We start from the raw sequence: 7,523 nt of genomic DNA on the forward strand, positions 1-7,523 counted from the left end.
TGCCGGCCAATGGGGTCGGCACGGTCACAGGCGGCTAGGCCGGCCTTGCCAAGTGCAGCGACATCGCCGCGAAATCATCTTGTTCCTGTCCGGCAGCGATTGCCCGGCGGAACACGGCGTCATAGGCGTTCACCAGACCGGGATCGACGCCATGCGAATTCACCAGTTCGCACAGATGCTGGAAGGCACTGAAATGCGGCGCGATGGTTGACAGAGAGTCAGCGTCCGCGGCGAAACGGCCCTGGCCGGTACGGCCGATCAAGTCACTTACCAATCCTTCGATCACGGGTGCCGTCGCGGTCCATTGTGTGGCCAGGTCGGGCAGGGGGATCGCCTCCGCCTTGCAGATCGCGATGGACTGCAACGCGCCGAACAGGCTGCCCCACATCAGGCTCAACACGGACGAATCCATTGCGTTCGCGCGCCCTGGATCATCGCCGACATGCTGAACATTTCCGCCCAGGGCACGGAAGAAGGCAGGGTTGTCGTGAAACAGGGAGGCCGGGCCGGATACCAGGATGGTTCCGGCATCGGTTCCGATATAGTCCGGCGTCGCCAGGATCGCGCCGTCGAGATAGGACGCGTTCTGCGATCCGGCCCAGGAGGACGCTTCCCTGGCGCCCTTCGGCGTCCCCGAAGTCAGTTCGACGATGAGTTTCCCGGTCAGTAACGGCGCGACGTCATCCCGCCGCAACAGCGATCGGGTAGCGTCATAATCGCTGACATTCACCAGGATGATATCGCTGTTCGCGACGGCGTCCCGGACGGTAGCGGTGGCGGTAGCACCCAGGGCGGCAAGCGGTGCGCATTTGTCGGCGGTCCTGTTCCAGACCCTGACATCGAAGTCGGCGCGGATCAGGGCGCGGGCCAAGGCCGATCCCATTCGGCCAATTCCCAGTACGGCGATTGCGGTCTTCATTATCGAACTCCATATCGTTTCAGTCGGGACCTCTGTTTCGGGTCCGCGGCACAGGTAGGGCCGCCCGGTGGATCGCGAAATACGCACCGGCCGGTAAGGCGTTACCGGCTGGTAAGGAGACCGGGATGAGCGAAATGATGGAGGATTGCGGCCTGGCGACGGCCGTTCGGGCAATCGAAGGCAAGTGGAAGGTCGATATTCTGTGCGAACTGGGCCGCGCGCCGCGACGGTTTGGGCGGTTGAAAGCGGCTATCCCGGCGGTCAGCGAGAAGGTGCTGACTGCACAATTGCGGGAACTGGAGGCGGATGGCCTAGTTCACCGTCAGGTGCATTCCGGCCCGCCGGTAAAGGTTGTCTATTCGCTGACCGAACTGGGCGCCGGGCTGAACGACGGGGCGACGGCGCTGTGCAAATGGGGGGCGGCGCTTAAGGTGCGCTGACTGGAAACCTCGTAAACGCGCCGGTCATGCGCCGGGCCTCGTCGATCAGCTGCGCGCCTCGGTCGGGTTCGGGTCGGTCCAGCCATGTCAAAGCTGATTCCATATCTTCGAATGTCTGACGGTCTTCGTCATAATCGGCGATCTGATCGGTCATGCCGAAGAGAAGACGCATGGTTACCAGGCTGACCGGGTTGGGACAGACGACCGCCAATTTCACGGGCAGGTGCCGCAGTTGGTCGGATTCGGAAAAGTAGGTTTCCTTGTCCGCCAATGCGATCTCTCGGCCGACCTGCGGGGTCAGATCGCTCAGTCGCGCGTCGGGGTCGACGAGGATCAACGTATCCAGAGACGCGGCCTCCGCAGGGTCGAACTCTGGATTTCGAATGCCGCTCAAGATGTCGTCCGGATTCACATGTCCCCACATGAACCCCACGATCAGCGTGCGGTCGATCGCCAGACGCAAGACGTAACTCACAATCCGCCACTCCCTCAGAACCCACGTCACCCTATCGCAATTCTTACATCTAATGAAGGTGCTGGCCTCGCGACAAAAAGAACGGCCCGGGCGATGCCGGGCCGTTCGGTACTCTGTCCGTTCGGGGTGGGGTCGCTTACGCGAACCACCAACGTTCGGCGTTCTTGTGGCCGTCCAGCTCCCAGTTGCTGGCCATCTGTTCCGGCAACTGAACCTTGGAACTGGCCGCGTGGGTATAGGCCATGTAGATCGGGATGATGTTGCCGCAATCCTCGTTACACAGGCGCTGCATTTCAACATACATCTCGCGGCGCTTCGTCGTATCCAACTCGGCACGGGCCTGAATCAGAAGCTCGTTGAAGCGTTCGTTCTCCCAGAACGATTCGTTCCAGTCGGCACCCGAGGAATAGATCTGGCTGAAGATCCAGTCTTCCGTCGGACGGCCGCCCCAGTAGGAGCCGCTGAACGGCTTCTTGAGCCAGACGTTCGACCAATAACCGTCATCCGGCTCGCGCACGACATTGATCGTGATACCGGCCGCCTTGGCGGTTTCGGCAAACAACTGCGCCCCGTTGACCGCGCCTTCGAAGGCCGTGTCCGCGATGTGCAGATCGACCGTCAGGCTGTCCATGCCGGCCTGCTTCAGGTGGAACTTCGCCTTTTCCGGGTCGTATTCGCGCTGCGGCAGTTCTTCCGGCGTGGCACGATAGATGTTGGCCGGACCGATCGGATGATCGTTGCCGACTTCGCCCAGACCCTGCAGCAGTTTTTCGACGAATTCATTTCGGTCGATCGAGTACTTCAGCGCCAGACGGACGTCGTTATTGTCGAACGGCGCCGTATTGCAGTGCATCGGCATCGTCGCGTGCTTGTTGCCGAAGGTTTCGAAGACCTGGATGGTCGGAACCTGACGCATCAGGCTGACCGTGTTCAGATCCAGGTTGGTGATGCAGTCCAGTTCCCCGGTCTGCAGCCCCGTGTTACGCGCGTTGGAATCCGGCACGAACAGCGATTCGACCTCGTCGAAATGCGCCCGGCCTTCTTTCCAGTAGTTCGGGTTGCGCTTCACGACGGTGCGGACACCCGGATCAAAGCTGACCAGCGAGTAGCCGCCGGTGCCGACGCCGGATTCCCAGTCGATCGTGCCGTCGTCCTTCGCTGGGCAGATGCCCAGGTGATAGTCGGACATCAGGAACGGGAAGTCGGCGCTGCCGCCGCTCAACGTGAACACGACGGTGTCCTTGCCGTCTGCCTTGATATCGGTAATCGCCGACACGATGCCCTTCGCGGCCGAGTCGGTATCATCGCCACGGTGATGATTGAGAGAGGCCACGACGTCAGCCGCTTCCAGCGTCTTGCCGTTGTGGAACTCCACGCCCTGGCGCAGTTTGAAGGTCCAGGTCGCGGCGTCGGGCGTGGCTTCCCAGCTTTCCGCCAGTTCACCGGTCAGCTGCCCGTCGGACCCGATCTCCGTCAGGTTGTTGCGCAGCATGCCGGAGCTGACATTGATCATATAGGAATCGAGGATCTGTGCCGGATCCATCGTATCCCCGGACCCGCCGCCCGTCAGGGCCTGACGGAAACGGCCGCCCTTTTTCGGGGTCGCGGCCTGAACGCGGTCGACATGACCGAACACCGTGGTGGAGGCCACACCGGCGCCCAGCGCGGCGACAATGAATCCGCGGCGGCTCAACTCCCCGCGCGCGAACGCCCTTTTCATGAGATCAAATTTGTGACGGAGCTCGCCGTCCATCTTATTCGACATCTTCGTACACTCCCTGTTATTGGACGGTCCCAGAACCGCCATCACATGGTAGCGCCAAGCGCGCGAGGCCGTTAGCGCAAATATACTCGCCGTCCCTTGAGAATAGGTCACCAGCACGCGCGCCTGACCTTTCCGACGAGTGTCGGCAAGGCTATCATGTCCCTGATGCAATGCAACAAAATGGGGACGGGGACGCGGTGGCTGAAGGGTTGGGTGAATTCGATTACATCATCGTCGGCGCAGGCACCGCCGGCTGCGTTCTGGCCAACCGGTTGAGCGAAAGACCGGAGAACCGCGTCCTGTTGTTGGAGGCAGGGGGTAAGGACGACTATCTGTGGATTCACATTCCCGTCGGCTATCTCTACACGATGGGCAATCCGCGCACCGATTGGCTGTTCAAGACGGAGGCGGAGCCGGGCCTGAACGGACGCGCCCTGGACTATCCGCGCGGGAAGGTGCTGGGCGGCTGTTCGTCGATCAACGGCATGATCTATATGCGCGGTCAGGCGCGCGACTATGACATCTGGCGCCAAATGGGAAATCCCGGCTGGGGCTGGGACGACGTCCTGCCGTATTTCGTGAAATCCGAGGACCACGTAGACGGCAAGACGGATACGCACGGTACGGGCGGGCCCTGGCGGGTCGAACATCAACGACTGCGCTGGGACATACTGGACGCCTTCCGTCAGGCGGCGATCGAGACCGGCATACCCGCGACGGACGACTTCAATACCGGCGATAACGAAGGCATCGGCTACTTTCAGGTCAATCAGCGGCGCGGTGTGCGTTGGTCCTCGGCGCGCGGATTTCTGCGCCCGGCGCAGAACCGCCCAAATTTGCGGATCGTGACCGGGGCCCATTGCAAATCGGTTCTGATAGAAGACGGCCGCGCGGTGGGCGTCGATCTGCGTGTGGACGGTGCCGATACGTCCGCCCAGGCGAAGGGGGAGGTGATTCTGGCCGCGGGCGCCGTCGCGTCACCGGTCATATTGCAGCGGTCGGGGATCGGCCCGGGTGCGGTGCTGCGGGACCATGGGGTGCCGGTGCGCCACGATCTGAAGGGCGTCGGCGAGAATCTTCAGGACCATCTGCAGGTCCGGCTGGCCTTCAAGGTCGAGGGCGTCCGAACCCTGAACGAGCTGACCCACAGCCCGATCCGGAAGGCAGCCATGGGCCTGGAATACGCCTTGTTCCGGTCGGGGCCGCTCAGCATGGCGCCCAGTCAGCTCGGCTGTTTCGCCAAATCCGACCCGGACCGCGAGACGCCGAACCTGCAATACCACGTTCAGCCCCTTTCAACCGAAAAGCTGGGGGAGGCGCTGCATCCGTTCCCGGGCTTCACCGCCTCGGTCTGTAACCTGCGCCCCGAAAGCCGGGGGACGGTCCGGTTGCGCTCCGCCGATCCGATGGACAAGCCGGTGATCCGGCCGAACTATCTGCATGATCCGGCGGACCGCAAAGTCGCTGCGGACGCGATCAAACTGACACGCCGCATCGCCCAGGCACCGGCATTGCAGCGGTTCAAGGCAACGGAATTCAAACCGGGGCCGCAGATCGACGGGGATGAGGAACTGGCCCGCGCAGCCGGCGATATCGCGACGACGATCTTTCACCCTGTCGGAACCGCGAAGATGGGTCCCGCGACGGACGACACCGCCGTCGTCGATCCGGAACTGCGGGTCCATGGGATCGGCGGCCTGAGGGTCGTCGACGCCTCGATCATGCCGACCATCACGTCCGGCAACACCAACTCACCGACCGTCATGATCGCGGAAAAGGCATCGGACATGATCTTGCGGGCCGCGCGGCGCTGAGGCTGCGCGCCAGTCATTTGAATTGTCGGGGAAAATGGTGGGCGGTACTGGGATTGAACCAGTGACCCCTCGCGTGTGAAGCGAGTGCTCTCCCGCTGAGCTAACCGCCCGTCGCCGTAGCGGACGGTCGGATACTCCCTGGTTTGGGGACTGTCAAGCGACGGTGTCCAAACTTGAGAGCTCCGGCCGAAGAAATCGCCATGCGAGCCGACTTACTGGGCGCGGACGATATCCACAATGATGTCGACAACGACACCCGTCGCGGCGTCGACCAAGGCTACGTCGTCGCCGACGATCAACGCATCAACGATCTTGCCGACACTGGAATCGCGTCGACGCAACTCCGTCTGCAACGGATCGGGGATACTTCGCTTTGCGATGCCGGGGGGAAGAGGCTTGCCGCGCGCGACATTCTTGGCAATTCCAGGGGGCAGCGCCTCCACCGGCTGGGGATGATCGCGGAAATACTCCTCGATCAGCGCCCGGGACGACGAATCAATGATCGACTTCGCGATGACGTCGCCGACCGATTGATCCGTTTCGGGTGCGGCGGTTTCCTGATTGGCTTTCCCGCCGCCCTTGTTTGCGTTGTCGTTCTTTGCCGCGGCGCCCAACGGGGCCGTCAACGCGAGCGCGATTGCCATGCCAAGCGCGATGACCGAGGATCGACCTAAGCCGGTGAATGATTTCAGAGCGGCAATCTTCATTTTTGCGTCTCCACAGAATTGCATTGCCTGCCCCGCTCAGGATGTGGTTCGCGGAACGCTGTTTTCAATATTTTGCCGCTCGATTGACTGGACTGGTGCCGGTTATGGCCCCATATCGTGGGCATGTGTGACACCGGCATCACGACACGGCTTTATTCCAAGTTGATCGCAACCTTTTTGGGTGCGGCGATGATGGCGTCGGTCGGTCTGCCACCGGCCTTGGCCGATTCCACCGACCCGTTGACCTTGGAATACGAGGCCTATTTCGGCGGTTTCCATGTTGCGTCCGGGCGGACCTCCATCGCGCTTCAGGGCGACGCCTATACGATCACCGGCCAGGCGCGGGCACGCGGCATGCTGGACTGGTATAGCGGTTGGCAGGGCAATGCCGTGTCCGAGGGAAAGATCGGCGATGACGGGTCGATCGTGCCCTCGACCCATGACAATGGCGGCCTGTGGCGCGGCAGCGAGCGGCGCAATTCCCTGGTCTTCAAGCCGGATGGCAGCGTGGATGTGAATCAGGAATCGCCCCCCGACCCGGAGAAGCTGACCCCCATACCCCCTGCGTCCATCCCCGGCACGGTCGATCCGATCAGTGCGATCCTGTTCCTGGCGGGAGTGATCGAGAAGGGCGGGGCATGCACCGGCAGCATACCGATCTATGACGGACGCCGCCGCTACGACCTGAGCGTTTCGGAGGGGGAAACGCGGACCTTTGAGCAGAACGAATACACGATTTTCGCGGGCCAGGCGACGGCCTGCGAGGTTGAGTTTCAAAAGATCGGCGGCTTCCGGGTCGAACAGTCGAAATACTCCCAGACCGCCCGCGACCGCATTGTCTGGGTCGCACGGCCTCTTCCCGGCGCGCCGCCCATTCCGGTCCGGGTCGACGTCGAAACGGATTTCGGTCAACTCGTGGTTCATTTGACCGCCGCCCGGCATAGCGGCCGGGAAATCGCACTGGAACCCGGTAAGGACAATCTGGCCGATTGATCCGGCTAGCGGGTCTGTGTGGCGGCGATCGACTCGCCGCAACGCGTAAATGCTTGGTCCTCAAAATAGGTTGTCGGCAGAACCGTCGCGTAGTTCACGAGACCGTTTCGTTTGGCGTCGTACACATTCTCGAACGTCCAGATGCGATTGCCGCTTGGATCGACTTCAAAGGCGCGGCCAGCCTCGGTTTCCGTAACAACGACATGACCGTTCGGCAAAATTTCATGGCTGCCGCGCTGCCAAGTATAGAACGTGTCTTGATCCGAACCTTCGTACAGGGTGGATACCGCGCCGGTGGCAGGATTGACCGACAGGATTCGAGAAGCGCCCAAACCCATCCGGTTGTCGAACAGGGATATGGTTCCGTCGGGCTGGAAATCCGGGTCGTGCTGACGGTGCCAGGGCCCGAT

Annotated in this window: 8 protein-coding genes and 1 tRNA gene; 3 read left to right on the top strand and 6 right to left on the bottom strand. The window is 62.0% G+C overall.

The window, feature by feature from the left end:
• Nucleotides 1-34: 34 nt before the first annotated feature.
• Nucleotides 35-1,006 (bottom strand): NAD(P)-dependent oxidoreductase, encoded by a 972-nt coding sequence (locus ACO06O_RS00005; RefSeq protein WP_421874993.1) that lies wholly within the window; start codon nt 1,004-1,006, stop codon nt 35-37.
• A gap of 38 nt (nt 1,007-1,044) precedes the next feature.
• On the opposite strand from ACO06O_RS00005, the gene ACO06O_RS00010 reads away from it, so the two are divergent.
• Nucleotides 1,045-1,359, top strand: coding sequence for a winged helix-turn-helix transcriptional regulator (locus tag ACO06O_RS00010; protein WP_421874995.1), 315 nt, complete (start codon nt 1,045-1,047; stop codon nt 1,357-1,359).
• On the opposite strand, the gene ACO06O_RS00015 is transcribed toward ACO06O_RS00010, so the two are convergent.
• Both ACO06O_RS00015 and ACO06O_RS00020 read right to left on the bottom strand, forming a co-directional pair.
• Nucleotides 1,346-1,834: a hypothetical protein gene (locus tag ACO06O_RS00015; RefSeq protein ID WP_421874997.1), complete on the bottom strand. Its 489-nt coding sequence runs from the start codon at nt 1,832-1,834 to the stop codon at nt 1,346-1,348. The two genes, ACO06O_RS00010 and ACO06O_RS00015, sit on opposite strands and share 14 nt — an antisense overlap.
• Nucleotides 1,835-1,970: 136 nt before the next feature.
• Entirely contained in the window at nt 1,971-3,599 is a 1,629-nt protein-coding gene (locus ACO06O_RS00020) for an ABC transporter substrate-binding protein (protein WP_421874999.1), read from the bottom strand.
• Between the two features lie 197 nt (nt 3,600-3,796).
• Here ACO06O_RS00020 and ACO06O_RS00025 point away from each other — a divergent pair, with 197 nt between their 5' ends.
• Nucleotides 3,797-5,413, top strand: a complete 1,617-nt coding sequence (locus ACO06O_RS00025) for a GMC family oxidoreductase (RefSeq protein WP_421875001.1) — start codon at nt 3,797-3,799, stop codon at nt 5,411-5,413.
• A gap of 35 nt (nt 5,414-5,448) precedes the next feature.
• Here the strand turns inward: ACO06O_RS00025 and ACO06O_RS00030 are convergent.
• Both ACO06O_RS00030 and ACO06O_RS00035 read right to left on the bottom strand, forming a co-directional pair.
• Nucleotides 5,449-5,523 (bottom strand) — tRNA-Val (locus ACO06O_RS00030).
• A gap of 102 nt (nt 5,524-5,625) precedes the next feature.
• Entirely contained in the window at nt 5,626-6,120 is a 495-nt protein-coding gene (locus ACO06O_RS00035) for an anti-virulence regulator CigR family protein (protein ID WP_421875003.1), read from the bottom strand.
• Nucleotides 6,121-6,243: 123 nt separating this feature from the next.
• Between ACO06O_RS00035 and ACO06O_RS00040 the strand changes: the two genes are divergently transcribed.
• Nucleotides 6,244-7,113, top strand: a complete 870-nt coding sequence (locus ACO06O_RS00040; protein WP_421875007.1) for a DUF3108 domain-containing protein — start codon at nt 6,244-6,246, stop codon at nt 7,111-7,113.
• Nucleotides 7,114-7,118: 5 nt separating this feature from the next.
• On the opposite strand, the gene ACO06O_RS00045 is transcribed toward ACO06O_RS00040, so the two are convergent.
• The coding region (locus tag ACO06O_RS00045; protein WP_421875005.1) for an arylsulfotransferase family protein at nt 7,119-7,523 on the bottom strand (405 nt) is incomplete at its 5' end.

The sequence above is a fragment of the Pacificispira sp. genome (assembly GCF_965228185.1).
In the GTDB taxonomy this organism is placed as follows: domain Bacteria; phylum Pseudomonadota; class Alphaproteobacteria; order UBA8366; family Aestuariispiraceae; genus Pacificispira.

Excerpts from the sequence above, each read along its gene's own strand:
- ACO06O_RS00010 (WP_421874995.1), top strand. The coding sequence starts at position 1,045 with ATGAGCGAAATGATGGAGGATTGCGGCCTGGCGACGGCCGTTCGGGCA.
- ACO06O_RS00035 (WP_421875003.1), bottom strand. The coding sequence starts at position 6,120 with ATGAAGATTGCCGCTCTGAAATCATTCACCGGCTTAGGTCGATCCTCG.
- ACO06O_RS00020 (WP_421874999.1), bottom strand. The coding sequence starts at position 3,599 with ATGTCGAATAAGATGGACGGCGAGCTCCGTCACAAATTTGATCTCATG.
- ACO06O_RS00040 (WP_421875007.1), top strand. The coding sequence starts at position 6,244 with ATGTGTGACACCGGCATCACGACACGGCTTTATTCCAAGTTGATCGCA.